This is a genomic window from Olivibacter sp. CPCC 100613 (genome assembly GCF_036959255.1).
Lineage (GTDB): Bacteria > Bacteroidota > Bacteroidia > Sphingobacteriales > Sphingobacteriaceae > Olivibacter.
Genome location: NZ_JAWMTI010000003.1, coordinates 441,024 through 467,004 on the forward strand (window position 1 = coordinate 441,024; position 25,981 = coordinate 467,004).

Genomic DNA, 25,981 nt, shown 5'->3' on the forward strand with positions numbered 1-25,981 from the left:
AATTAATTTCTTTTATTCCTTGAGGGCTTACATCATGCTGCTAAGCCGAAAGGTTTATCTCTACTCTAAAGATAGCAATCTAATTGCCATTTCGACACAAAAATAAACTAAAAATTGTGTATTTTATTGTATCACATTAAATATTATTCATTTACAGGCTTTTAATTTTTATTGTAGTATCATTGTATGTTTATAGGTAATCCTTCGGTATGACCTGAAAATATGACACAAATGGTAAAAAAGACAACACAAATAGATCTTGGCATAGCGCTTGCGACAATACCTATTCAGTTGTTTACAGCATAAAATAAGCAGGCAGACTGTCATTTTGACCCAAACCTGTTACAACATAAACATTAAAACATACAAATGAGCAAGTTTGATCTATTTGATTTCAACCAAGCATTACCAATCATAAATGAGGACACGGAATTTTTTCCACTATTTACGCAGCAAGATGAGGACGATATGAGCAGTGAGGAATTACCCGAAGCTCTATCCATATTACCGTTAAGAAACACGGTGTTGTTTCCAGGAGTCGTTATACCAATCACTGTTGGTCGCGATAAATCTATTAAATTGATAAAAGAGGCTTACAAAGGTGATCGTGCCATTGGTGTGGTTGCACAGCGCGATATGTCAATTGAAGACCCAACTTTTGACCAATTGCATACCGTAGGAACCGTTGCAATGATCATAAAAATGTTGCAAATGCCTGACGGAAACACAACGGTAATCATTCAGGGCAAACAACGTTTTAAATTAAAGGAAGAGATTCAATCGGAACCGTATATAAAGGCCACTATCGAACGTTTTGTAGAAGAAAAAGCGAAGAAAGAGAAAGAATTCAATGCACTTATTTCGTCCATCAAAGAATTAGCGTTACAAATCATTAATATCTCCCCTAACATACCGAGCGAAACAGGCATTGCTATTAAAAATATTGAGAGCTCGTCTTTTTTGATCAATTTCATCTCTTCTAATATGAACGCTGATTTAACCTTAAAGCAGCAGCTTCTCGAAATGAAGAATGTAAAGGAGCGGGCGAATAAAGTACTTGAACAGCTTACTGCCGAATTACAATTACTAGAGCTAAAAAATCAGATTCAAAATAAGGTTCGCGTCGACCTGGATAAACAACAACGTGATTACTTTTTGAATCAGCAATTGAAGACTATTCAAGAAGAGCTGGGCGGCTCTACTCCTGATCTGGAAATTGAAGAATTACGGAAAAAATCCTTAGAAAAAAAATGGAGTAAAGAAATAGCCGTTCATTTCAGAAAAGAGTTAGACAAATTAAGTAGAATAAATCCGGCGGCCGCTGATTATTCGGTACAGCTTAACTATCTGGAGCTGCTCATCGATTTACCCTGGAATGAGTTCAGCAAAGACAATTTCGATTTAAAACGTGCTGAAAAGATTCTAGACAAAGATCATTACGGATTAGAGAAAGTAAAAAGGCGTATTATTGAATACCTGGCAGTCTTGAAATTGAAACGAGACATGAAAGCCCCAATTTTGTGCCTGGTAGGCCCTCCGGGTGTAGGTAAAACCTCATTGGGAAAATCTATTGCTAAAGCGCTGAATCGAAAGTATGTTAGAATGGCTTTAGGGGGTGTTCGAGATGAAGCGGAAATTCGAGGACATAGAAAAACGTATATCGGGGCAATGCCTGGAAGAGTTATCCAGTCGTTAAAAAAAGCGGCTACGTCCAATCCTGTTTTTGTCTTAGATGAAATAGATAAAGTCGGAAATGATTTTCGGGGAGATCCGTCTTCTGCTCTCCTGGAAGTATTGGATCCGGAACAGAACAGCGCTTTCTATGACCACTATGTTGAGATGGATTTTAACCTCTCCAATGTCATGTTTATTGCGACCGCTAATTCATTGAGTACCATTCAACCTGCATTGTTAGATCGAATGGAAATTATTGAAGTTAACGGTTACACCATTGAAGAAAAAATCGAGATAGCAAAAAAACACCTCTTACCTAAACAGCGAGAACAGCATGGTCTTACGGCAAAAGATATCTCGCTGAAGAATACCGTAATTGAGAAAGTAATAGATGAATATACCCGTGAATCGGGGGTGCGCGGCCTTGAGAAAAAAATAGGTGCTTTGGTTCGAGGAGTGGCAACCAATATCGTGATGGAAACTCCGATAGGCCCAAGCATCAGTCAGCAAGAGGTGGTAGATATTTTAGGTGCTCCGATTTATGACAAAGACTTATATGAAAGTAACGATGTAGCCGGCGTAGTAACAGGTCTAGCGTGGACACAAGTAGGCGGTGATATTCTGTTTATTGAATCCAGCCTGAGCCCCGGCAAAGGAAAACTTACACTAACAGGAAACCTTGGTGATGTAATGAAGGAGTCGGCAGGCATTGCGATGGCTTATCTCCGAGCTCATGCGGCCGATTTTAACATAGACTTTGAGCTATTTGATAAATGGGATGTACATATTCACGTACCTGCAGGAGCAACTCCTAAAGATGGCCCCTCTGCTGGTATAACCATGCTTACCGCGTTAGCTTCTTCCTTTACACAACGAAAAGTGCGCGCTAATTTAGCCATGACCGGCGAAATTACACTACGTGGAAAGGTATTACCTGTTGGTGGTATTAAAGAAAAAATACTAGCGGCGAAAAGAGCAAATATTAAGGATATCATACTCTGCAAATCTAATAGGAAGGATATTTTAGAAATTAAAGAAGATTATATAAAAGACTTGAACTTTCATTATGTTAATGAAATGAAGGAAGTGGTAGATCTCGCGCTCTTGAAAGAGAAAGTAAAAAAACCTTTGGACTTCAGTATTAATAGATAAGAAAATTCAAAATTCTATACAGCAAAAAAGCTATCGGATATTGAATTCGATAGCTTTTTTACTTTTTAATTTTTACTTTTTAATTTCTACGGCCAGATTCCCATATTAAGGTATGAAGTCGCGATTTTATCGATCGAGCTTACAAAAGCAGCCGTACGTAAGGTATCAATATTACCGTTGACATTTCTTATTCTTCTGATCTCATGATATGATCTGATCATTGTATCCTCAAGTCCCGAATTCACCAATTCTAGCTCAGAAGCACCTTTTACAATCACACTTCGTTGATCGGGAGTTAAGGTTACCCCTGTGACAGCCTCTACCATATTAACGATGTTTCTATTGGCCGTTTCTTCATAACGTTTATCCATACGTCCGAAAGCGACATGCGATAAGTTTTTCAGCCATTCAAAATAAGAAACAGTTACACCACCTGCATTACAGTACATATCAGGAATAATAATGCCTCCGTTTTTTGTAAATATTTCTTCTGCTTTGGGTGTTGTTGGTCCATTGGCTCCCTCCGCAATTATTTTAGCTTTAATTCTCCCTATATTATCTTCGGTAATCTGCTTTTCCAACGCAGCTGGTACCAATACATCACAAGGCTGTTCAAGACCTTCGCTTGGATTTGCAAACTCTCGTTTCGCTTTCTTATAACCTAAAACACTACCCGTATTTCTTCTATGCTCTAAGATCGCATCAACATCTAGGCCCTCATCATTATATAAAGCACCATCGTATTCACAAACCCCAACGATAATAGCACCATATTCTTCCAACACCTTTGCCGTATTATATCCTACATTACCAAGTCCTTGTACAATGATACGTTTACCGGCAATACCAGGCGTTAATCCCAAGGCCTTCATATCCTCGGCCACGTCTACGCATTCTCGGATCGCAATAGCAACACCCCTACCCGTTGCTGCCTTCCTACCGTCAATACCGCTTAATGAAAGCGGTTTACCGGTAACACTTCCCAGCGCATCTAATTGGCCCGGATTCATCGTGAGATAGGTATCGGCAATCCAGCTCATTTCCCGCTCACCTGTGCCATAATCGGGTGCAGGTACATCAATGGCAGGACCAATAAAATTCTTCTTTACTAACTCTACAGTATAGCGTCTGGTAATCGTCTCCAATTCGGTTACCGAATAATCTCTTGGATTTATACAAATTCCTCCCTTAGCTCCTCCAAAAGGAACGTTGACAATTGCACACTTATAGGTCATTAACGCTGCAAGTGCCATTACCTCATCTTCGTTAACCATATCACTATAACGAATTCCCCCTTTGGTTGGCGACTTATGGTGCGAATGCTCTACGCGCCATGCATCAATAACCTCCAATTTACCATTCGCTCGACGGATTGGGAAGCGGAAACGATAAACACTATTACACGCTTTAATTTGATCTAATAAACCCCGGTCATGATTGGTAAATTGAGCGGCATGATCAAAAAATTCGCAAACATCGTTAAAGAAACTAAACTCTCCCTGTGACTGATTTGTAGCCATAATGTAATTAATTAATAATTGGTTTCTCCTAAGAAGCACTTATGTGTGCTTGACCTCTTTTATTTTTTCTTGTTTTCCAATCGGCTAATTTTGCGGTCGATCGTAAAGAGATATATAATGAACCCGACGAATATCACACAGACCACCGCAACCACTACATAAATCTTGCCTGAACTACGCATAACGTCAGCCATTTCTACGTCGTTTGACGACTGTGCAAAACTATGAAAAAAGGATGTCAACCCTAATAAAAACAAAAGAATTAGCTTCTTCATATCTTTTATCACAAATTATTATTTTATTTTAAATAAAAATATCAAAATCCTATATTCCGTATACTTTTAAAGGTATTTTAACGAAGTCCGTAAAACAGGAAAAACCTTCTGACCGAGCTTGATACATCAAAATTTTGTCATGTTTCACTTAAATAAGTCGCATCTATATATCAGCACGTTCTATCAAGCGATAGCGATAGCGCAGTGATGTAATCCATAGACCTATCAGCATCCACCCCAGCACCGCAGGATAAAAAACTGCACGCATGGTGCCATCCATATCCAAATTGCTAAATGCAGGATTCCCCCCATTTCCCGGATGCAATGAATCGGTAAGACGCGGGAGAATAAAAAGTAAAACAATCATAACGGGAAAGGCAAAAATATTGTAAATAGCCGAAATCTTCGCACGTTTCTGTTCTTCGTCTAGTGCATTTCTCAACACTAAGTATGCCAAATACATGAGGGTTGCGATTGCACTTCCATTTAGCTTGGGGTCATTTGGCCAGGGTTCACCCCAAGTAACGTTCGCCCAAAACATACCAGTAATTAGTCCGAGTCCGCAAAACACAATACCAACATTCACGCTTTCAACGGCCAACAGATCATGCTTGATATCTCCAGAGGAGAGGTATTTAATACTGTAAATAACCGATAGTAGATAGAGAAGTATCATGGCAAACCACATCGGAATATGAAAATAGGTATTACGGATAGTCTCATGGAGAATAGGTAGTTTAGGTACAGAAATCAAAAAGCCGGCCACTACTGAATAAAATACAAGAACTGCTCCTAAAATTTTCCACCAATAAGCCTTCATGTTAAATAATATAATTTGAATACAAGTGTTGTTTAGTCTCTCCAAATGTAAGGAAATAACAATAAAGATACCGTAATGACGATTAAGTTTATAGCTACTAGGACCCCGATTTCGTCATAGCTTACACTGCGTTCCAAACCGTCCATGGCATTTTTGGACAATTTAATGAGCACAATGATGACCGGAATCAAAATGGGAAAACTGAGAATAGCCATTAGCGTACCGTTGTTGCCTGCTTTGGCACTTATCCCTGAAACCATCGTAAGTGAGGTACCGAAGCTTGAACTACCAAGCAAAATGGTCATGAAATAAAGAAGAGGATCCCCTATTTCATTTTTAAATATTGTGCTATAAGCAAAAAATGCCACTGCAGATAGCAGTAGCATCAATAGCATATTGTAAATGATTTTTGATAAAATAACGGCTTGGGCACTTACCAAGGTATAATAATATAAATGCCTGCCTTTGCTTTCTTGCGTAAAACTTTTGGAAATTGCATTGATCGAAGTAAAAAGTAAAATAATCCAAAATAATGCATTCCATATAATCGGATGAACCGATTTAAATGCCTGATAACAGACAAATACAGTCGAAACCACATAAAGCAGAATACCATTTAAGGCGTACTTGGATCGCCACTCCAATTTGATTTCTTTCCGTATAAGTAGGCTTACCTGCCTGAACATATTCATCGCAGGCAAAGATACTATTTAGTTATTATTATTCACTGTTGATGATTGTTCGTTTAACCATTCGGCAAGCAAATCTTTCATAAGCCTAAGCCTTGTCCACTTTTGAACGAGCCTCCTTACTTATTTCTTCCGCGTACTTTAAACCCTTCTTCGTAAGCTTCTTTGCGTCAGCTTTATATTTATCGGCTTTCTCCAATGCATCATGCCGAGCGCCATCTGCCATAGTCAGCACGCGATGATATTCTTCCTTTGCACGATTCGCCAAATGCGAAGCCCGTTGTAAGCCTTCTTCGGCTTGTGTTTTCAATGTTTTACTTAATCCATTTACGCCATCTACTGCTTTGTTAAGTGTTTTGCGACCTTCTTTTGTCCCAAACAAATAATAAACTGCGGCTCCAGCTGCTAGTCCTGCTAATGCAAAAGCAACAAATTTTGCTGTTTTGCTTCCCTTTTTTTCTTTCATTTCTTCTTTGATAGTCATGTCTCAATAACAATTGGATAAAAAAAAAGTTTGAGAGGTCTATAAATCCTTCATCGTTTTAATGGGGATATCTTGTGCATTAGGCTCACTCAGAGGCGCTCCCTTTTGATACTCGTAGCCGTTCTCCCCTAAATTCCATAACATCGGACTCAAAAAACGGATAGCAGCCTCGTATCCTTGTATAGTAGCCGATAGATTACCTGTATCCTTTGAATTTTTCGCCTCGTTCTCAATTTCAAAAGGTCTATCAAAGCCCTTTTCACGTAATAGATCAACAAACGTGCGCCAATCCATATGATCTGTCCCGCCAAATCCCGGCAACATCGCTTCATAATGATGTCGATCCCAGTCGTTTGTTGGTTGCGAAACACTTGCTTCGGCCGCTAAAGAAGCCGCTACTTGCTGCATAGGATACATTCCTCCCCATTCCGTGCGTCCTTTCGTTAGGAGATTTCTAGTCGTTTTTACATGTATCCTGTGGATACGGTCAATGTCGCTGGCCGCAATAACGTCAACAGGATCCGTATGTTGCCAAATATCATGAGAGGGGTCGTAAATCTCCCCATGCGCCTTGCTGGGTATGAGTGCATACATCAATTTGCGAGCAGCCAATACACCGGGTAAATTATTATAGGTGGAAGTATAAGCTGCTGACCGCCATCCTTCCATCGGACAATTTTCATATAATATTGTTACCCCCAAGCTTTCTGCATAGCGAACAATAGGCTCAAAGACGTGTTTATATTCGTCAAGATTTTTTTGAAAACCGTATTCTTGCACCCCAAGTTCGTGGTTATAGCCAACAAAAGTTCCTACCTTTACATTATTAGCATTTCCTCCTAACAAATAGGCAATCCGAATTAGCTTTAACAAATGCGCTTGATTCTTCACACGTTCTGCGGGGTCTCCTCCAATCATATTTTCAAAAGCCCCCAATGAAAGTTGTAAACCGGCCTCATTAAATTTGCTAATGAGTCTCTTTGCCGCTTCTAAATCAAATGTTTCATATTCCAAATGTGTGGCCGTATGATCCTTACGCGCTCCATCCCTCCTGAACACACATAAATCAATACCTTGCGCACCAACGGCTACTGCTTTTTCAATTAGATCATCGATACCCAGCTTGTCAAAAGCAGAGCTCATCAACCATATCGGATTATTTAAATTACTCATCATCGTGTGCTTATAAATTTTAAATTTTTTCAAAGATTCATCCAATATACCTCGTATTTATTTTTCAATTCTTTTAGATCAAGTTCCTCTTTGAAAAGGCCATACACCGTTGATCCGGACCCACTCATAGAGGCGTATACTGCGCCTTCTTCGTATAGTGTAGACTTTATACCTCTTATTTCCGGATAACGTTCGAAAATGCCAGTTTCAAAATCGTTATAAATAGACGCTTTCCACTGTTCGATCGGCCGCATAATGCAGTCAAGTAAATTTTTACTTTCCCGGGTAGAACGTACACTTCCATAAGCCTCTCCTGTAGAGACATGAATAGGAGGTTTAACCAATACAAGTTTATAGGCTGATAAGTCAATAGCTAGCTCCGTAAATACATCACCTATTCCGGTAGCGAAAACAGCTTTATTTCTCACGAAAAAACTACAGTCGGCACCGAGTGCTACGGCATATGATTCCATCTGTTCAAGACTTAAGTTCAGTTGGAAATATTGCGACAGCAACTTAATCAAAAACGCCGCATCTGCTGACCCACCTCCCAAACCAGCTCCGATGGGGATGCGCTTATGTAAATAAATACAAACAGGTTCTAAGTGATAATCGTTCGCAAGCGCTTTATAGGCACGGATACAAAGGTTATCCTCATTATTATTGGGTATACCAATACCGGACACCTCTAATTTTAATGAAGTAGCGGGTACCACTTCTAGAATATCAAATAGTTTAATGGGGTAAAAGACAGTTTCCAGGTTATGGTAGCCATCAGGTCTTCTGTTCAGTACCTGCAAACCGATGTTGATCTTGGCATTTGCGAATGTAATCATGCCACAGATTTAATAATAAAAAAGGGGGATTGCAAATTATTTATTGGCTATCAGTTAACACGGTTCCGTCTTTCGTTGTCAGTTGCGAGCATTGGTTGGCTACTACTCAACTCTATTAGTTATTCGTTACTGGTTATCCGTTATAAGCACCAACGCTCCTAAAGGTAATACTACTCACCAGCTCAACTACTCTACTACTTAACGTCTCACCCTAAAAAGAACGCTGTTGTTTAATAAGCGTAACATAACCCTTAAAAGTCTCCATTTTCCCATTTTCCATTTTTATACGGAGCACATAATAATAAGTTCCTTCATTGAGTGTTCCACCATCCCAGGTATTACGATAATCTTTCATCCGGTAAACTTCGGTACCCCAGCGGTTAAAAATAAAAAGCTCATTTTCTTCGAAAAGCGCTAAACCGATAATTTCGAAGACATCATTCAACCCGTCCCCATTCGGAGAAAAGGCATTGGGTATACGAAGTGCCACCACGTCAGTCGAGGCCGTGGCGGTGTTGTTACCAATATCAGGATCAGGTTGGGTAGTCTCTACTTCGGCATAATTTTCTACCCTTCCTTCCTGTTTCACCTGCGTACGAATACGAAGTTCACTACTTTCACCGGCAGGTAAGCTGTCCGGTTTCCAAACCAGTTCATGTGAGGAAGCGGAATAAGAAGCCGTTCCACTGTAGGCTCCAAGGATTTCATTAAATTCCAATGCCGGCGGCAGAACATCCCGCACCGTTAGATTTGTCGCTGTGTCAGGTCCTTTGTTGACGACTACCAACTGATAATCAATCGTAGCCCCCAATAACGCAATGGAGCGAGACGCCGATTTGGCAATCTGCATATCCACTTGTTTGACCGGTCCATTTGGTTCGATGACCACTTCCACTGGATCAGATATTTCTGACTCGCAACCATCATTAAGTGCAATTACTGTATAAATGCCAGCTTCCCGAACAACTAGCTTTTCTTCATAAAATCCATTGACTGGCTCATTGTCTTTAAACCAAAGGAAGCTCAATGCTCCTTCAGCATGTGCATGGAGCGTCACCGACCCACCTTGCACCAAATGCGCGGTAGGCCGGCTTTGCCCATGACTGTTAAAGGCTAGGTCGACAAAAAACAGAAATATGAGAAATGCTTTTTTCAAGTGTGAGCTATTGAAATGTAATTGTTGGCTTCGAAGGTCTAGCCGTTACTTCTACATTTGTATTTCCAGTAACTTCACAACCGTTACTATCTTCCGCTTTGAAGAACGTACCAGCAGGAACATTGTATTTCGCTGCCACTGTAAATGAATAGGTTCCCACGGTCTGTGTCGACATTGTGAACACATTATTATTACTTGTTCCAATGGTAGTCAGATCAGCAACAGGTGTTCCTCCTACCGTAGCAGACCATGTATATGAATACTCAACGCCTGTAGGTAAACCGGCTCCCCCCGTGGTCGATGTAGTCGCCGTAAGGATGGCAGGATCTGTATTAGTCGGTCCGTCTTCACAATAAGCGTCCTTATCTGCAGTCAGCGATACTGTACTAACTGGAAGCATATGAACAGTATAATCATCCGAGACATCTGGTGCACAGACCTCTGTATTTGCAGGTATCACACTAACTCTGTAACTATGTTCCCCAACGGAAAGAGAGGAGAGTAATAAATTCGGTGACGCTCCAGTTTGTTCAACAGGCGTACCAACCGCATTCCCGGTAGCATCGACTTCCTGCCAAATCACCTCATCGGTAGGTTGTAAGGTGTAATCTGAAAATTGAGGCTGTAATGTTAGTGTGACGTTACCACATAGGTAAGCTACGGTAGGGTCCTGAGCTGCCACGGCCAATGGTAGGCCGCATATTAAGCCTAATATCGCACTTAGTTTTAAAAATTTGTTTGTTCTTTTCATGGTCTTTTTTATTTAAAATGTAAGTTCATATTCATTCAATTTGCTATTATATGTGGCGGTGCCGGTTTAGGGTGTATTTCAACAGAGAAAGCTAATTCTGAACTCTCACATCCGTTAGCGTTTTTTACTTTTAGTATCCCGGAATATGTTCCAACAGACGCATTTTCAGGAACACTCAAATTGATACTCGTGGAGGGGAATATTTGATCGATCACATTGATAAAGCCTGTAGGTGATCCAATCCACGTAATGCTGTAACTTACCGGGTTGCCGGCTGTAGCACTATACATCAATGGTGCATTCGTTTCTCCCTGGCATAAATTAGCTGGAGACAATAATGTAATGCCAGGCAAGGGATTGGCTATTACAGCAACCTTCACTCGTTCTGATTCTGCCGGACAATCACTGTTCCAGGCCGCAGCAACATAGAAAAAGGTGGTGTCTCCCTCGGCTACGGTCACTGGAGGTGTAATATAAGGGCTTCCCTCATGCAATAATGTACCATCGTTCACTTGATTATACCACCTTAAAACACTACCTGAGCTAGTCGGTACAGCAGTTAAAGTCGCTGTCTGCCCGTAACATACAGCCTGCGCCTGTGGATAAACAATCGGTACAGTTGGTTTGGCAGGAGTGCGTTGGATTTCGTGAATCCGAAAATCGGTAAGCAAAGATACACCTGTTGCAACGGCGATCTCAATTCTGTCGAAAACAGGAGTTGACGATAATGATACAGTATATCGCTGCCCAGAACGAAGTAAACCCAAAAGGTCTAATGACAACAGACTACCAATAGTTCCTGTATTGACAAGGGTGTTTCCGTTATATAGATTAATTGTTACATTGTTAAAAAGACTCAGTTGTAAAAGAGAGGGTGGAAGAGAAAATGTGACGGTAGCAGCATCTCCCGGGTTTGATAAATTCGAAAAGTAAGCAGCCTGAGTAATTGTATAACCCAGTCCCAAGAGCCCCCCTGTCAATGAAGAATATGTCGTTAAGTTGTTGTCAACCGCATTAAGCGGGTTACTTACTCCTCCGCCTAAAGAGATTCCCGTGCCTCCTATCGAAACACCCAAAACTTCAGCACAACGTTTATTAACAGGTTCATAAAAGGCATAATAAATATCTGCGGTACTGGTTCCTAGAAGTGCGGGTGCACCTAAAGTAATGCGAACAGCATTAAATGATGTACTTCCTGTAATCGCCAAATAAGTAGTTCCGTCAATAGCGGTAAAAAAATTTGATGCTGATGCAACCTCATTTCCATCTAAGCTTATCGTACTTCCGTTATAAACCTTAAGAGTAACACCCCCACCTAATAATGAACTCGCCACATTAAGTTTAACATAAATAGTCGTGTTGCCTGCAAACGTCCTATCGAAAATTAACTGTTGCCAAGCTCCACCTGAAGCTAACACTGCAGAAGACGCGGATAAACGGGTGAAATTTGATAAATTATTGGCATCGATCGAAAATGTCGGGTTTATTACAGATCCACTGCCAGCAGTCCCAGTAGTCCCATTCCGTTGCATATTAGCATACACCCTTTGCCCATACCCCTCCCCCTTTACTCCAAATAATAGGAGTAAACACAAAGCAAGTGCTTTAAAAATCGGGGAACGGAAAAGGATTGAGTACATGTTGGCTATAGGCGTTTGTTTAAGTTGAAATTGTAAAAAAGCGGTTTATGTCTCGTTAAGGTATTGTCTCCTACTTGGGACAAAAGACGTAAAAAGAGTATTCACTTCAATTGTTCAGTTTGTGCAGGATTTGCGATTTAGTTGGATCGTTAAATAGCCAACCATTCACCAATTCACCAATTTAGTAATTGGCTCATTCACTAATTGGCTAATTGACACAAAAATCCCTATCTTTACCACCATCATATTTCATTCAAAACAATGCAGCAATACCTCGATTTAATGCGTCATGTCTATGAGCAAGGAGTGGATAAACAGGATCGCACCGGTACGGGAACAAGAAGCGTGTTTGGCTATCAAATGCGTTTCAACCTTCAGGAAGGCTTTCCTTTGGTCACCACTAAAAAGCTTCACCTTCGATCTATTATTCACGAGCTGATCTGGTTTTTGAAAGGCGATACCAATATTTCTTATTTGAAAGAAAATAAAGTGAGCATTTGGGATGAGTGGGCAGATGCAGCAGGCAACCTTGGACCGGTATATGGTTCACAATGGCGTTCTTGGCCTACCCCCGATGGCAAACACATCGATCAGATTACGCAAGTTATACATCAATTAAAGAACAATCCCGACTCACGTCGTATCATCGTTTCCGCTTGGAATGTGGCAGAAATTGAAAAAATGGCCTTGCCTCCCTGTCACGCCTTTTTTCAATTTTATGTTGCTCCCCCTAACCGCCAAAAAGGTCAGAGCAAGGCGCAATTGTCCTGTCAGCTTTACCAGCGCAGTGCCGATATATTTTTGGGCGTACCTTTTAATATCGCCTCCTATGCATTACTCACAATGATGGTTGCCCAAGTTTGTGATATGGAAGCTGCCGATTTTATACACACTTTAGGCGATGCACACCTTTATAGTAATCACTTAGAACAAACTGCGTTACAATTAACACGCACACCCAAAAGTCTGCCCACATTAAAAATCAATCCCGAAATAAAGAGTATCTTTGATTTTCGTTACGAAGATTTTACATTAGCAGATTATGACCCTCACCCCCACATTAAAGCAGAAGTGGCGGTTTAACCAATTGAACCATGATTATATCCATCATTGTTGCTGCATCGAAAAACAACGCAATCGGAAAGAATAATGAGCTTCTTTGGCATATGCCCGCCGATTTAAAATTTTTTCGCAGAACAACCTCAGGGCATACGGTTATTATGGGAAGAAAAACCTTTGAATCTGTTGGCGAGGCACTTCCAAAACGCCGGAATATCGTTGTTACACGTCAAGCAAATTTTCAAGCTGATAATGTTGAAGTAGTTACTTCGCTTGAGGAGGCCTTAGCTATCTGCGAAAATGAAAAGGAAGAAGTATTCATCATTGGCGGTGCTCAGATATATGAACAGGCAATGACACTAACTGATAAGATTTACCTGACTCGAATTAACCACGACTTTGCTGACGCGGACACCTTTTTTCCCGAAATCAGTGATGAGGAATGGCAATTAGAAGAGGTGGAACATCACGAAAGTGACGAAAAAAACCCCTACGACTACAGCTTTTATCTGTATTCTAAAGTTAGAAACTAGATTAAATTCTTGCGCCACTTTTATTTGAGTAGGTCTAATTCCGAGAATTCCGATTTCCTCACCCTATCCCGGAGGACCCAAAAATGACATGTCAACGGGCAAACAATTTTCTCGCAATAAACCCTTTGTTTATTTAAAAATTTCATAGCTTTGCCGTTCTTAAGAAAACTTAGGTAAATTGCCTTTTTTATATGCAAAAATAATAGTATATAAAAGGCGTTGACAGATGACTCGCTAGACATAGTGAGGATCAAGGTTAATAGATGGGAATGTATACAACAATTATTACATAAATTACAACACTAAACAAAGATGCAAGGTAAAGGCCTAATTAACTTTTTTGTAATACTGATATCGATTGCGTGCCTGTATTCACTTTCATTTACTTTTGTAACCCACAAGGTTGAACGCGACGCAGTTGCTTATGCAAAAGGTGACCCCGTAAAGGAACGGGCTTATTTAGATTCAATGGCTACCGTAGATGTCTACAATCTCGGTTTCGCTAAATTCTCTTACCAATACTGCAAAGAGCGTGAATTGGCGTTGGGATTGGATCTGAAAGGCGGGATGAACGTTACGATGGAAATCTCCTTAAAGGAGCTGATCAGTAATTTAGCAGACAACCCGAAAGACGAGCACTTTAAAAAGGCATTGGATAATGCGGAAGCTCGAAGTAAGGACAGTCAAAAAGATTTCGTTAGCTTATTTGGGGAAGAGTTTAAAAAACTAAATCCAACTGGTAGGTTGGCTACTTTCTTTGCAAATAAAGATAATGCAGTCAACAATATTACTTCGAATTCGAGTGATGGTGATATTTTGGCTTTTTTGCAGAAAGAATCAGGTAGTGCTATTGATCGTTCCTTCAATATTTTACGTACACGTATTGATAAATTTGGTGTTACATCTCCCAACATTCAACGTCAGCAAGGAACCAATAGAATCTTAATTGAACTGCCAGGTGTGAGTGATGAAGATCGTGTGCGCAAGCTTCTACAAGGGTCAGCTAAGCTGGAATTCTGGGAAACTTATGATAATTCAGAAATCTTTCCGTTATTGGAAAATATTAACCGCACACTTGCTTCGACCCTAAAAACGGATACTAAATCTAACACCTCAACGGCTGACACGGCCGTGAAGGATACAGCTACAGGAGGCCGTTTAGCTTCCCTAGGTGGTAATAAAGCTGCAGGAAGTGATTCAACGAAGAAAGATAGCAGTACCGTAGCACTGGAACAGGCAAGAAATCAGAACCCTTTATTTGCAGTATTGAGCCCAAATGTAGGTCAAGGTGCGCAAGGACAACAAATGCTAGGGCAAGGTCCTGTAATAGGTTACGTATTACAGAAAGATACTGCCCGAGTAAATGCCTATTTCAATAGCGCTGAAATAAAAGCGATTATTCCCGGCAATGTAAAATTGTTATGGAGCGTGAAACCTGTTTCGAAAGAAACAAAGATGTTCCAATTGTTCGCCGTGAAACCAACAGGTCTGAATGCAGGTCCTGTCCTTACCGGAAATGTAATCGCCGATGCCCGTGCGGATGTTGATCAGCGTACCAATAACCCACAGGTAGAAATGGTAATGAACAGCGAAGGTGCTCGTGAATGGAGAAAGATCAGTGCAGCTGCTGCAGCAACAAATCCTAAAAAGGCAATTGCCATTGTTTTAGATAATACGGTTTATTCGGCTCCAACCGTACAAGACGAAATTCCTAATGGTGTTTCTTCCATTACCGGAAACTTTACTTTTGAAGATACACAAGACTTAGCAAATGTATTAAAGGCGGGACGCTTACCTGCACCCGCAAAAATAGTGGAAGAAGCAATTGTTGGCCCTACATTGGGGCAAGCTGCAATTGACGCGGGTATTAATTCCTCCGTTATTGGTTTGGTTGTTGTGCTTATTTTTATGATCTTCTACTACAATCGTGCTGGTTTAGTGGCCAACATTGCTGTAATCTTCAACGTATTCTTCATCATGGGAATCCTGGCTTCACTTGGCGCCGTCCTAACATTGCCCGGTATTGCTGGTATTGTGTTAACTATGGGAACCGCGGTGGATGCCAATGTGTTAATCTACGAACGTATCAGAGAAGAATATGCGCTGGGTAAAGGAGTCAGACAAGCAATCTCAGATGGTTATAAGCATGCGATGCCTTCTATTCTAGACTCGCAGATTACCACCTTCTTGGTAGGTCTTATTCTATATATTTTCGGTACGGGTCCGATTTTGGGGTTTGCGACGACTTTGTTGATCGGTATTATTACCTCTTTATTTACAGCAATCTTCATCACACGTATCATTTTCGAATGGATGATCAAAAAAGATATGAAAATCACCGTTTCTTATCCATGGAGTGATCATACTATGAAGAATGCTGATTTCGGATTTATAAAAAACCGAAAGAAGTTCTATGCAATTTCAATTGCTTTAACCATTATCAGCTTAATCTCCGTTTTCACAAAAGGTTTCAGCTTAGGGGTTGATTTTTCAGGTGGACGTACGTATACAGTGAAATATGAAAAAGCGGTGAATCTGGAAGAAGTTCGAGAGCATGTAGATGGTACATTCGGTGTAACAAGTGAGGTTAAAACCTTCGGCGGCGACAACCAATTACGAGTTACGACACCTTATCTGATTGATCAAACGGATGATGCTGCGGATAAACAGGTTCTGGATAAATTAAATGAGGGGCTCTCAAAGGTTCAAAATAATCCGTTCCAGATCGTGAGCTCGCAAAAGGTAGGGCCAACTATTGCAAATGACATCAAAATCTCGGCTATTTATTCCGTAATTTTTTCAATCATTGTCATTGCATTATATATACTAATTCGATTCCGTAAATGGCAATACAGTGTATCCGCGGCCATATCTTTGGCGCATGATGCAATTATATTGCTTGGTATATTCTCTTTATTCGATGGCATCCTACCATTCTCGCTCGATCTTGATCAGCACTTTATTGCCGCAGTGTTAACGGTATTGGCTTATTCGATAAATGACACAGTGGTTGTATTCGACCGTATTCGCGAATACCTTAGAGAGCATCGTGCTAAGAATGAACCCTTGTCACATGTGGTCAATACAGCTATTAATAAAACCCTTAGTCGTACTATTATCACTTCGCTAACGGTTATATTCGTCTTGGCCGTACTTTTTGTGTTCGGTGGTGAAGTTATTCGTGGTTTCTCATTTGCTATCTTAATCGGTATCATTTTTGGAACTTATTCTTCTATCTTCTTGGCGGCTCCAATTTTTGCCGACTTACAAGGAGATGGCAAAACGAGTACAAAAGAAATTCCTTCTGCAGAAAAAGGAAATTTAAAGCCAGCGAAAGCATAAACTAGCTGCCGGCTATTCATAAAAAAGGTGTGTGTTTTTTATTAAACACACACCTTTTTTATATGCTGACTAATTATCACTTTAACGACCTCATCCGCCTGTCATTTTTGATTTTTACTTTTTTAATTTTAATTAATACACATATATTTGTCATACTAAATATTGTTATGCAAAAAGAACCATACAACATGTATTCATTTTTGCTTGACCGCACCGCACGTCGAGTAAAGCAATATGCACAGGCCACATTCAGTAATAAAGGTTTTGATATAACTTTGGATCAATGGATGGTTTTAAAAAACCTCTTCGAATTTCACGATCTAACACAAAAGGAATTAGCCGAACGCTGCGGTAAGGACCAGCCTACCCTAACTCGAATCGTTGATCTACTAGCAAAGAAAGAACTAGCAGAACGTAAAGTTCATCCAACTGACAGGCGAAGTTTTATTGTGCATTTAACAGACAAAGGGATTTCAAAAGTAAAAGAGCTATCCCCTCAAATTAAAGAAATAAGAACGAAAGCATGGGAAAATCTCAATGAAGACGACTTTTTGCAGTTAGAACGCATACTGAATAGCATTTATAATAATTTAGAGCTTAAGTAACTTAATTTGATAAAAAGATGATTACTACCGATATATGTATAATAGGTGCAGGTCCTGTTGGTCTGTTCGCAGTTTTTGAAGCAGGATTACTGAAAATGCGTTGTCATCTAATTGACGCTCTTCCACAGGTTGGCGGGCAATTAACAGAAATTTATCCACATAAACCCATCTACGATATTCCTGGTTATCCTGCCATTAATGCACAGGAACTTATAGACAAGCAAATGGAGCAAATTGCTCCATTTCACCCTACATTTACCTTAGGCGAACGGGTGGAGGCTTTAGAGAAGCAAGATGACGGTTCCTATATTGTTAAAAGCAATGAAGGTACGTGCATTCATGCACAGGTGGTCGTCATCGCCGGTGGCTTAGGCTCCTTTGAACCGCGCAAGCCAGAAGTAGAAGGTCTGGTCGACTTTGAAGGTAAAGGTATCTATTACATAATCAAAAATCCGGAGCAATTTAGAGATAGAAAAATCCTTATTGCGGGTGGTGGTGATTCGGCTTTGGATTGGACGATCTTTTTAAGTGAAATAGCTGAAAAAGTGACGCTTGTGCATCGGAGCGATAGTTTTCGAGGCGCGCCCGACTCGGCAGAAAAAGTCTTCGATCTGGCCAACAGGGGCAAAATCAACTTACTGTTATCGCATAATTTAGCTCGAGTAGCGGGAACAGGTCACTTAACAGACGTTACGCTGATTAACAAACAGAAGCAAGAGATTTCTTTAAAAATAGATGCGCTCATACCACTCTTTGGTTTAAGTCCGAAACTGGGGCCAATCGCTGATTGGAACTTAGCAATTGATAAATCAGCCATATCGGTAAATACGGTTGATTATTCTACCAATATAGAACGCATCTATGCTATTGGCGATATTAACACCTACCCCGGTAAACTAAAGCTGATCCTATGTGGTTATCATGAGGCCGCCCTAATGGCCCAAAGTGCTTTTAAATATGTTTACCCTGCTCAAAAGCTGAGTTTTAAATATACAACGGTCAACGGCATTCATGCATTTTAGTTTTGGTTAATGCACCGGAAATAGTGGTACGGCTAAAAGACAAAGCGAATAACTAACAACTGATAACGATAGCTAACAATGATTCATATCACGATAGAAGACAGGGACGGCACAATCGAGACCGTAGAAGTTCCGGAAGGCATCAATTTGAGTTTAATGGAAGTACTAAAGGCTTCGGAATATAATATACTGGCTACCTGTGGAGGTATGGCTTTATGCGCAACCTGTCATGTGGAGATACTGTCTGGCCTAGAGATGCTTCATGAAGCATCTGATGAGGAACTAAACATGTTAGACACACTTCCCGACGCAGATGAAAACAGTCGATTGGCCTGTCAAATTCGGTTGGACGAACGACTTGATGGCCTCCATGTAAAAATAAAGGGTTCCTTGGATTGATACTTTATATCGATTTCTAATTCGTATTTTTGTATCAGCAATAAACGACAATTATGATTAAAATCACTGAATGTCCGCGCGATGCAATGCAAGGGATCAAGGAATTTATTCCAACCTCTTGTAAGGTAACTTATTTAGATTTGCTTTTAAAAGCGGGCTTTGATCGTTTGGATTTCGGCAGTTTTGTTTCTGCAAAAGCAATACCTCAACTAAAAGATACAGCAACCGTATTATCACAATTAAACTTATCGAATACGAGCACACAATTACTCGCTATTATTGCAAATATCAGAGGTGCCCAAGAAGCCAGTGCTTACGCTGAAATAACTTTTCTTGGCTTTCCTTTTTCTATATCTGAAACTTTTCAGCAGCGCAATACAAATGCGGGTATTCAACAATCCATTGTAAATATTGATCACATCTTAACAATCTGTAGCGAATCGGGTAAAGAACCCTTGATATATTTGTCAATGGCATTTGGTAATCCTTATGGCGATCCATGGTCGCCGGAAATCGTTAGCTCTTATGCAAATTTGCTTGTAAAAAAGGGAGTCAAGCACTTGATGTTAGCTGATACGACTGGTGTCTCCACACCCGCAACTATTAAAATGCTCTATCAAAATTTAACCAAAGATTTTCCTTATATCGACCTTGGCGTTCATCTACATAGTACACCTGAAAGTATGCTGGAAAAAATACAAGCGGCATACGAGAGTGGTTGTAGGCGATTTGACACCGCGCTCGGTGGTTATGGCGGATGCCCAATGGCAAGTGACAAATTGACAGGGAATATTGCAACCGAGGCCTTGTTATCCTTTTTACAAACTAAAAATATCGACAGTAAAATCGATCAAGAAGCACTCCAACAGGCTCAATATTATAGTAATCAGATATTTAACCGCAACTAAGAATAGTTTCGAACGATAAACTAACAAAAAAAGGAGGCCAAAGCCTCCCTTTCACTAATAGATTGTGATAAGTTTAATATTTATTTAACTGCATCAATTACTGCTTTGAAAGCATCAGGATTATTTAAAGCTAAGTCAGCTAAAACCTTACGATTTAAGCCGATACTTTTCGCATTTAACTTCCCTATCAACTGAGAATAAGAAATCCCATGTTGACGAGCGCCTGCATTGATACGTTGAATCCATAATGCTCTGAACTCTCTTTTCTTGGTTTTACGGTCACGGTAAGCATATTGCAAACCTTTTTCTACCGTATTCTTAGCAATGGTATATACCTTGCTGCGTGATCCATAATAGCCTTTTGCTAATTTAAGAACCTTCTTTCTTCTTCTTCTCGAAGCTACTGCGTTAACCGAACGTGGCATAATAAATTAAATTTAGTTTGGTATAAGGCGCTATGTCTTCTGAAATTCCTTCAGGCAATAAACTTACAACCCAATACCCGGTTAAAAATTTGTTAAAACAATTGTTATTTACCGATAGCAAGCATACGCTTTACATTTCCCAAATCAGCATCGGATACTAAACCTGAACGTGTTAAATTACGTTTACGTTTCGTGCTCATCTTGGTTAAGATATGGCTTTTGTATGCATGTTTTCTCTTGATTTTACCGGTTCCAGTAAGGCTAAAACGTTTCTTAGCACTGGAATTGGTTTTTACTTTTGGCATAATCTTATCTGTTATTATCTATCTATTAGTCTCTTATTTATAGGCCGATGGGTGCAAAATGCGCCCACAACGACTCTCCATAACTCAACAGTTATTTTGTTTTCGGGTTTTTAGGTGCAACGGTAATGAACATCCGTTTTCCCTCTAGTTTAGGCAGCAATTCTACTTTACCTATCTCTTCCAAGGCCTGCGCAAATTTCAGTAAAAGAATCTCGCCACGGTCCTTATACACAATCGCCCTACCTTTAAAATGTACATAAGCACGCACCTTCTCCCCTGCTTCTAAGAATTTAATGGCATGCTTAAGTTTAAAGTCAAAGTCATGTTCATTTGTATTCGGACCGAATCGGATTTCTTTAATGACCGTTTGCTTCGCATTGGCCTTAATCTCTTTCAACTTCTTCTTCTGCTCGTAAACAAACTTGCTATAATCAACAACCTTACACACAGGTGGATTCGCATTTGGAGAAATCTCCACCAAATCTAGCTCCAACTCATCTGCTATCGCTAAAGCCTGCCTGATTGGATAAACACCTTGTTCCACATTTTCACCAACTAAACGCACTTCAGTTGCTCTAATGTGCTGATTAATTCTATGATCGGGTTCTTTCTTTTTAAAAGGAGGACGCGGTCCCCTCATTCCTGGTTTTCCTAATGCCAAATTATTCCTTTAATTTTAAACTGTTATTTCTTTAATTAATTGTTTGCTAAAGGCCTCTACAGTCATACCTCCAAGGTCACCTTCGCCATGTTTTCGAACAGAAATCGTGCCATTTTCAACCTCTTTTTCACCTACGATGAGCATATAAGGGATTTTTTTGATCTCAGCGTCTCGTATCTTTCTGCCCACCTTTTCATCTCGCAAATCAATCAACCCGCGAATATCGGTATTATTTAACGATTCTAAAAGTTTTTTTGCATATTCTTCGTATTTTTCGGACACGGGTAATATGATAAATTGTTCCGGTGTCAGCCATAGCGGAAATTCACCGGCACAATGTTCTATTAATACAGCTACAAAACGCTCCAAGGAACCAAAGGGTGCACGATGAATCATAACAGGACGATGCTTCTGGTTATCGCTGCCGGTATACTCCAGTTCAAAACGTTCCGGCAAATTGTAATCAACTTGGATGGTACCTAATTGCCATTTACGTCCCAGTGCATCTTTAACCATGAAATCTAACTTTGGCCCGTAAAAAGCCGCTTCGCCAAGTTCAGTCACCGTCTTCAGCCCCTTTTCCTCAGCGGCTTCCACAATAGCTGCCTCTGCAAGCAGCCAATTCTCTTCACTGCCGATGTATTTGCTCTTGTTTTCGGGATCCCGCAGCGAGATTTGTGCAGTGTAGTCGTCAAAGCCTAACGCTTTGAAAACGTATAAAACAAGATCAATAACTTTTTTGAATTCATCTTTTACTTGATCCGGACGACAAAATAGATGGGCATCATCTTGTGTAAACCCCCTTACCCGAGTCAAACCGTGTAATTCGCCGCTCTGCTCATAACGATACACCGTACCGAATTCAGCAAAACGTACCGGAAGATCTTTGTACGAACGAGGTTTTGTTTTATAAATTTCACAATGGTGCGGACAGTTCATCGGTTTCAACAGAAATTCTTCTCCCTCCTGTGGTGTACGGATCGGCTGAAAAGAATCCGCCCCATATTTCTCGTAGTGCCCAGAGGTTACATAGAGGTTTTTATGGCCGATATGGGGTGTTACTACCGGTTCGTATCCAGCCTTCATTTGCGCGCGTTGCAAAAAATCAATTAGTTTCTGGCGTAGTGCGGCTCCTTTTGGTAACCATAGGGGGAGCCCCATGCCTACTCTTTCTGAGAAAGCGAACAGTTCCAACTCTTTACCCAACTTCCGGTGATCTCGCTTCTTCGCCTCTTCGATCATATGAAGATAGTCAGATAATTCGCTTGCTTTCGGAAAGGTAACACCATAAATCCGTGTTAGCTGCTTCCTGCTTTCATCACCACGCCAATAGGCTCCTGCCACATTGGTTAACTTAATGGCTTTTATAAAGCCGGTGTTCGGTATATGTGGTCCCCGACAAAGATCGGTAAAGTTCCCTTGGGTATAAAATGTGATCGATCCATCCGCTAAATCCTTGATCAAATCCAACTTATATTCGTCCCCTTTTTCGGAGAAATAAGCAGTTGCGTCTGATTTGGATACTTGTTTTCTGATGTAATCCGATTTGGTGCGTGCTAATTCCAGCATTTTGTCCTCAATCTTCTTAAAATCATCAGAAGAAAACGGCCGATCGCCAAAGTCAACATCGTAATAAAATCCGGTTTCAATAGCCGGACCGATACCAAATTTGGTTCCGGGGTATAAGGTTTCCAACGCTTCGGCCATTAAGTGAGCAGAAGAATGCCAAAAGGTCGACTTACCTTCTTTATCGTTCCAAGTCAGCAATCGTACGGATGCGTCCTTTTCAATGGGTCGTGTAGCATCCCATACTTGTCCGTCAACTTCGGCGGCTAAAACATTACGGGCCAAGCCCTCAGAAATAGATTGTGCAATCTGTAACGAATTGGTTCCTTTCTCGTACTCACGGATCGAACCATCGGGAAGTGTGATCTTAATCATTTACAACTATGATTTACTATTTTAAAAATATTGCTTTCTAAATCACCTACAATGTGATTTTTGTGACGACAAAGATATTAAAAATTAAAAAGGAAAAAGTCAAAAAATTAATTAGTTGATCGCTTTGTTCACAAGATAGATCTCTGCCCGATTCTATAAAAAAGTCCGGCATAGCATATGCCGGACTTTCAACCAAATTATCCTGTTGCTTATGCCCTTTAAGCAACACTTCTCTCGACTAAACCACAGTCGAAAGTTCTTCTCGTAGCCGTTTGGCTACTACTTTTTCCTGGCCTGGTTTTAACATCCATGCCGTTAAAACCAGCGATTTATCTTCTGCTCCACCTATTTCTATCGACGGATTTCCGGCCCGCAAGCGTTGCTGCAATTCCTTTCCTGAAATCTTAACTTTTTCCGGATTCCAATGAATATGCAAAGTTGGTGTCACATTTCCCAAGGGAGGCGTTTTTATTTCAGTGGTAACACCGTCAACGGTCTTTGCTGCCATGGCAATCAAGTCAACCTGCTGTTTTTGCAATTCCCATTCTCGTTGGTGATCAAGATGCACAAATTTCTCCAAGGCAACGTACATTCCCAATACCTCTTCTTTATTGACTTTCATTCCACGGCCAATGTTAAAACCGCGAGGAGGCATGTGTAATCTGGCAGCTTGCACAAAATTCTTTTTTCCCATGAGCAAACCGGCACTTTGTGGTCCGCGAATAGCTTTTCCTCCTGATACACATACCAAATCAAATCCCATTTCATGAAATTTCCACAAATTAGAAACAGGAGGTACATCGGCCGCTATGTCGATCATTGTCGGAACACCATGTTTCTTAGCAATAGCCACCCACTCTTTGTGCATAATCTGACCACGATCTGCTTGTACATTAAGAAAAAACATAAGGGCCGTCCTTTCATTGATTGCTTGTTCAAGCTCTTCACGTGTCTCTACCATGACAATATTGCAACCGGTGTTTTTGAGTGCATGGGTGTAAACAATTTCATGCCCTTTTTGACAGATCACTTCTGATTTCATATTAGTTCCTTGTAAATGGGGCAATTGTGTCGCCTTTTCTTCATCTATGCCTGTTAATATGCCTGCAAGCCCTAGGGTCATGGCAGAGAAACAGCCCGCTGTTACAACGGCAGATTCCGCATGCACCAATTCCGCAATTTTTTCACCGACTTTGTCCTGCAACTCGTCTAACATACAGAAATCTTGTGCACTGTAGTTAATGGCTTCTAATACTTCGGGACGCATTAACGAGCCTGTCATCGCCGTATAAGTACCGGCAGCATTGATAAAAGTCCGTACCCCCAATTCTTTGAACAACTCGCGACCTGCGCGCTGCTTTCCTGTCCATAAAAGTTGATTGACATCAACGTAAGGTGTAATTAATCCACCTGCAGGCAACATGGACAAATATTTTAATAGTTCTCTTCTTCTCATGATAATTTTTTTAATTTTTTACCTCAGCTAGGGTTTCCGGGTCAACATCTGAATTAGGTAATGGCTTGTGTTGCCAATAGGAAGCCAATAACGAGCCCGTGATGTTCATTAAGGGACCGAAAATGGCAGGTGCCAATCCTACAGTGGCTAATTTCCCCATCTCCTTTGCAATACCGGAAGCCAATCCCCCATTCTGCATACCTACTTCAATTGCCATCGTTCGACAATCACGTTCAGACATACGGAAGAGTCTGCCACAACTGTAACCTAAGAAATACCCTGTTAGATTGTGTATTAAGACCAGTAAAAGCAACTGCGGACCAATGGTTAATAAACTATCTCTGCCAGCGGCCGTAATGATGGCGATAATAATGGCAATACCAGCCATCGAGATCTTGGGCATAAAGTCGTCCAACCACTTTACTTTGCCATGGAATAATCTGTTGAATAATAGGCCTGCACCTATAGGAAGGATAACCATTTTCAGAATATCCCACATCATGTCGAGTAGGTGAATTTCTACGAACGCACCGGCGAGCATTTTCATAAGCATCGGTGTCACCAATGGTGATAATAGTGTAGATACCGCTGTTATGGTGATAGATAATGGCAGATTTGCCTTCGCCATATAAGACATTACATTTGAGGCCATTCCATTTGGCGAACAACCGATCAAAATTATTCCCGCGGCTATTTCCGGAGAAAATCCGCTGGCATTGGCTAGTAAAAAGCCTACACAGGGCATAATAATAAAGTGGCTAACCACACCAATAAATACACCTTTTGGATGTTTAATGACGCCTACAAAATCCTGTACACTCATAGACGTTCCCATGCCAAACATAATCACTTGGATTAACGGTGTTATCAACTCTGCCAATGGAAAACCCTTAACGCTTACAAAGTATTGCGGATAACATAGCGCAGTGGCTACCATAGCAAATATCATCATCGAATAAGCATATCCGCGTAAAGATTTAGTAGCACGGAAAGAGATGGCAGTCGACAATAAACAAATGATAAGACTTGGAGCCCATATGCTTTGTCGTGCGGTCGAATAAGCCCATATACTCAACAAAGCGGCTACTATTGCCATTAGCAGAATAACTTTGTAAAATGAAAATTGCCTCATATCAATAAGTTAAGTTTATAATG

General features: G+C 40.6%; 24 protein-coding genes. 8 read left to right on the top strand and 16 right to left on the bottom strand.

What is annotated here, in order from left to right:
* Positions 1 to 369: 369 nt before the first annotated feature.
* Positions 370 to 2,826 (top strand): endopeptidase La, encoded by a 2,457-nt coding sequence (gene lon / locus RYH73_RS12880; RefSeq protein ID WP_335313843.1) that lies wholly within the window; start codon positions 370 to 372, stop codon positions 2,824 to 2,826.
* An 86-nt stretch (positions 2,827 to 2,912) separates the two neighbouring features.
* Here the strand turns inward: lon and RYH73_RS12885 are convergent, their stop codons facing one another.
* The 10 genes from RYH73_RS12885 to RYH73_RS12930 form a co-directional block, all read right to left on the bottom strand.
* Positions 2,913 to 4,346 (bottom strand): Glu/Leu/Phe/Val family dehydrogenase, encoded by a 1,434-nt coding sequence (locus RYH73_RS12885; protein ID WP_335313844.1) that lies wholly within the window; start codon positions 4,344 to 4,346, stop codon positions 2,913 to 2,915.
* 59 nt (positions 4,347 to 4,405) lie between these two features.
* Positions 4,406 to 4,621 (bottom strand): CcmD family protein, encoded by a 216-nt coding sequence (locus RYH73_RS12890; protein ID WP_335313845.1) that lies wholly within the window; start codon positions 4,619 to 4,621, stop codon positions 4,406 to 4,408.
* A 163-nt stretch (positions 4,622 to 4,784) separates the two neighbouring features.
* Positions 4,785 to 5,453, bottom strand: coding sequence for a cytochrome c biogenesis protein (locus RYH73_RS12895; protein ID WP_335314117.1), 669 nt, complete (start codon positions 5,451 to 5,453; stop codon positions 4,785 to 4,787).
* 20 nt (positions 5,454 to 5,473) lie between these two features.
* Positions 5,474 to 6,133, bottom strand: coding sequence for a heme exporter protein CcmB (locus tag RYH73_RS12900; RefSeq protein ID WP_335313846.1), 660 nt, complete (start codon positions 6,131 to 6,133; stop codon positions 5,474 to 5,476).
* Between the two features lie 85 nt (positions 6,134 to 6,218).
* Positions 6,219 to 6,596 (bottom strand): hypothetical protein, encoded by a 378-nt coding sequence (locus tag RYH73_RS12905; protein ID WP_335313847.1) that lies wholly within the window; start codon positions 6,594 to 6,596, stop codon positions 6,219 to 6,221.
* Positions 6,597 to 6,653: 57 nt separating this feature from the next.
* A complete protein-coding gene (locus RYH73_RS12910) occupies positions 6,654 to 7,790 on the bottom strand; it encodes a sugar phosphate isomerase/epimerase family protein (protein ID WP_335313848.1) in 1,137 nt (378 codons plus the stop codon).
* Positions 7,791 to 7,816: 26 nt separating this feature from the next.
* Positions 7,817 to 8,623, bottom strand: a complete 807-nt coding sequence (ispE, locus tag RYH73_RS12915) for a 4-(cytidine 5'-diphospho)-2-C-methyl-D-erythritol kinase (RefSeq protein ID WP_335313849.1) — start codon at positions 8,621 to 8,623, stop codon at positions 7,817 to 7,819.
* A 211-nt stretch (positions 8,624 to 8,834) separates the two neighbouring features.
* Positions 8,835 to 9,779, bottom strand: a complete 945-nt coding sequence (locus tag RYH73_RS12920; protein ID WP_335313850.1) for a gliding motility-associated C-terminal domain-containing protein — start codon at positions 9,777 to 9,779, stop codon at positions 8,835 to 8,837.
* Between the two features lie 7 nt (positions 9,780 to 9,786).
* Positions 9,787 to 10,530, bottom strand: a complete 744-nt coding sequence (locus RYH73_RS12925; RefSeq protein ID WP_335313851.1) for a hypothetical protein — start codon at positions 10,528 to 10,530, stop codon at positions 9,787 to 9,789.
* Between the two features lie 35 nt (positions 10,531 to 10,565).
* Entirely contained in the window at positions 10,566 to 12,170 is a 1,605-nt protein-coding gene (locus tag RYH73_RS12930) for an immunoglobulin domain-containing protein (RefSeq protein WP_335313852.1), read from the bottom strand.
* Between the two features lie 261 nt (positions 12,171 to 12,431).
* Here RYH73_RS12930 and RYH73_RS12935 point away from each other — a divergent pair, with 261 nt between their 5' ends.
* The 7 genes from RYH73_RS12935 to RYH73_RS12965 all read left to right on the top strand — a co-directional run bounded on the left by RYH73_RS12935 (position 12,432) and on the right by RYH73_RS12965 (position 20,038).
* The gene (locus RYH73_RS12935) at positions 12,432 to 13,253 is read left to right on the top strand and encodes a thymidylate synthase (protein ID WP_335313853.1); all 822 of its coding nucleotides are present in this window, start codon (positions 12,432 to 12,434) and stop codon (positions 13,251 to 13,253) included.
* Between the two features lie 11 nt (positions 13,254 to 13,264).
* The gene (locus tag RYH73_RS12940; protein ID WP_335313855.1) at positions 13,265 to 13,762 is read left to right on the top strand and encodes a dihydrofolate reductase; all 498 of its coding nucleotides are present in this window, start codon (positions 13,265 to 13,267) and stop codon (positions 13,760 to 13,762) included.
* Between the two features lie 312 nt (positions 13,763 to 14,074).
* Positions 14,075 to 17,104, top strand: a complete 3,030-nt coding sequence (secDF, locus tag RYH73_RS12945; protein ID WP_335313856.1) for a protein translocase subunit SecDF — start codon at positions 14,075 to 14,077, stop codon at positions 17,102 to 17,104.
* A 167-nt stretch (positions 17,105 to 17,271) separates the two neighbouring features.
* Entirely contained in the window at positions 17,272 to 17,709 is a 438-nt protein-coding gene (locus tag RYH73_RS12950; protein WP_335313857.1) for a MarR family winged helix-turn-helix transcriptional regulator, read from the top strand.
* A gap of 17 nt (positions 17,710 to 17,726) precedes the next feature.
* Complete coding sequence (locus tag RYH73_RS12955) at positions 17,727 to 18,731, top strand: NAD(P)/FAD-dependent oxidoreductase (RefSeq protein ID WP_335313858.1); 1,005 nt, start codon at positions 17,727 to 17,729, stop codon at positions 18,729 to 18,731.
* Positions 18,732 to 18,809: 78 nt separating this feature from the next.
* Positions 18,810 to 19,130 carry a 2Fe-2S iron-sulfur cluster-binding protein gene (locus RYH73_RS12960; protein WP_335313859.1) on the top strand — a complete coding sequence of 107 codons (321 nt, stop codon included), beginning with the start codon at positions 18,810 to 18,812 and terminating at the stop codon, positions 19,128 to 19,130.
* A gap of 53 nt (positions 19,131 to 19,183) precedes the next feature.
* A complete protein-coding gene (locus tag RYH73_RS12965) occupies positions 19,184 to 20,038 on the top strand; it encodes a hydroxymethylglutaryl-CoA lyase (protein WP_335313860.1) in 855 nt (284 codons plus the stop codon).
* Positions 20,039 to 20,118: 80 nt separating this feature from the next.
* On the opposite strand, the gene rplT is transcribed toward RYH73_RS12965, so the two are convergent.
* The 6 genes from rplT to RYH73_RS12995 all read right to left on the bottom strand — a co-directional run bounded on the left by rplT (position 20,119) and on the right by RYH73_RS12995 (position 25,958).
* Complete coding sequence (rplT, locus tag RYH73_RS12970) at positions 20,119 to 20,463, bottom strand: 50S ribosomal protein L20 (RefSeq protein ID WP_335313861.1); 345 nt, start codon at positions 20,461 to 20,463, stop codon at positions 20,119 to 20,121.
* A 104-nt stretch (positions 20,464 to 20,567) separates the two neighbouring features.
* Positions 20,568 to 20,768, bottom strand: coding sequence for a 50S ribosomal protein L35 (gene rpmI / locus RYH73_RS12975; protein WP_309013660.1), 201 nt, complete (start codon positions 20,766 to 20,768; stop codon positions 20,568 to 20,570).
* Between the two features lie 91 nt (positions 20,769 to 20,859).
* Complete coding sequence (gene infC / locus RYH73_RS12980) at positions 20,860 to 21,429, bottom strand: translation initiation factor IF-3 (protein WP_335313862.1); 570 nt, start codon at positions 21,427 to 21,429, stop codon at positions 20,860 to 20,862.
* A gap of 15 nt (positions 21,430 to 21,444) precedes the next feature.
* Entirely contained in the window at positions 21,445 to 23,370 is a 1,926-nt protein-coding gene (gene thrS, locus RYH73_RS12985) for a threonine--tRNA ligase (RefSeq protein WP_335313863.1), read from the bottom strand.
* Positions 23,371 to 23,608: 238 nt separating this feature from the next.
* The gene (locus RYH73_RS12990) at positions 23,609 to 24,826 is read right to left on the bottom strand and encodes an aminotransferase class V-fold PLP-dependent enzyme (protein WP_335313864.1); all 1,218 of its coding nucleotides are present in this window, start codon (positions 24,824 to 24,826) and stop codon (positions 23,609 to 23,611) included.
* Between the two features lie 10 nt (positions 24,827 to 24,836).
* Entirely contained in the window at positions 24,837 to 25,958 is a 1,122-nt protein-coding gene (locus RYH73_RS12995; protein WP_335313865.1) for a bile acid:sodium symporter family protein, read from the bottom strand.
* Between the last annotated feature and the right edge of the window lie 23 nt (positions 25,959 to 25,981).